The following is a 598-nucleotide window of genomic DNA, read 5'->3' as shown; positions in this document are numbered from 1 at the left end:
ACGACCACAACGCCGACATACAACAACGTTGGTCAAAACTCCGTGCAGACTCAAGACCTGTTTGCTGCGTCTAACGTATCCGCCATTGCTGATAGCATCACAGCAACGGACTTTGAAACGCGTGAAGAGGCACTAAGCGCGGCTGAGTCGGTGCAAAACTCTTTTTTCAATTATGTGGAATGGAAAGAACGTAATTACACGTCAGTAGGTATTGAGGATGAGGGGGAAGGATATGAAGCGCTACTTGAACAAATCACAACAACTGTCGCTGATGTTGTCAATAATGCTGCTACTTTGCAGCGCATACGTAACGTCGTTATTGATCGAGATATGTTAGTTCTCGATTTTGCCTACCAGTATTTTGGCACCAGTGATAGCGATACGGTTGAGAAGGTTATCTTGCTGAATGGGTTGGATAATAGTGATATTTTCACGCTAGAAAAAGGGAAGCTAATGCGCTTCTTGGTGAGCTAATATGACAACCTACACCGCAAAATCCGGCGAAACATTCGAAGACATAAGCCGCAAGGAATATGGCACAGAAGAAAACACGCCAACCATACGAAAGGCTAACCCGTCAGCGGGTGCAACGCTTGAC

Annotated in this window: 1 protein-coding gene; it reads left to right on the top strand. The window is 45.7% G+C overall.

The window, feature by feature from the left end; translation table 11 throughout:
- Positions 1–474, top strand: a 474-nt coding sequence (locus tag DC53_RS0120950; RefSeq protein ID WP_167331241.1) for a hypothetical protein, incomplete at its 5' end; no start/stop codon positions are given.
- Positions 475–598: the final 124 nt, after the last annotated feature.

It is taken from the genome of Pseudoalteromonas fuliginea (assembly GCF_000690055.1).
Taxonomy (GTDB): domain Bacteria; phylum Pseudomonadota; class Gammaproteobacteria; order Enterobacterales; family Alteromonadaceae; genus Pseudoalteromonas; species Pseudoalteromonas fuliginea.
Note: the sequence above shows the minus strand (reverse complement) of the source record. Positions and strands in the feature narration are given on the sequence as shown.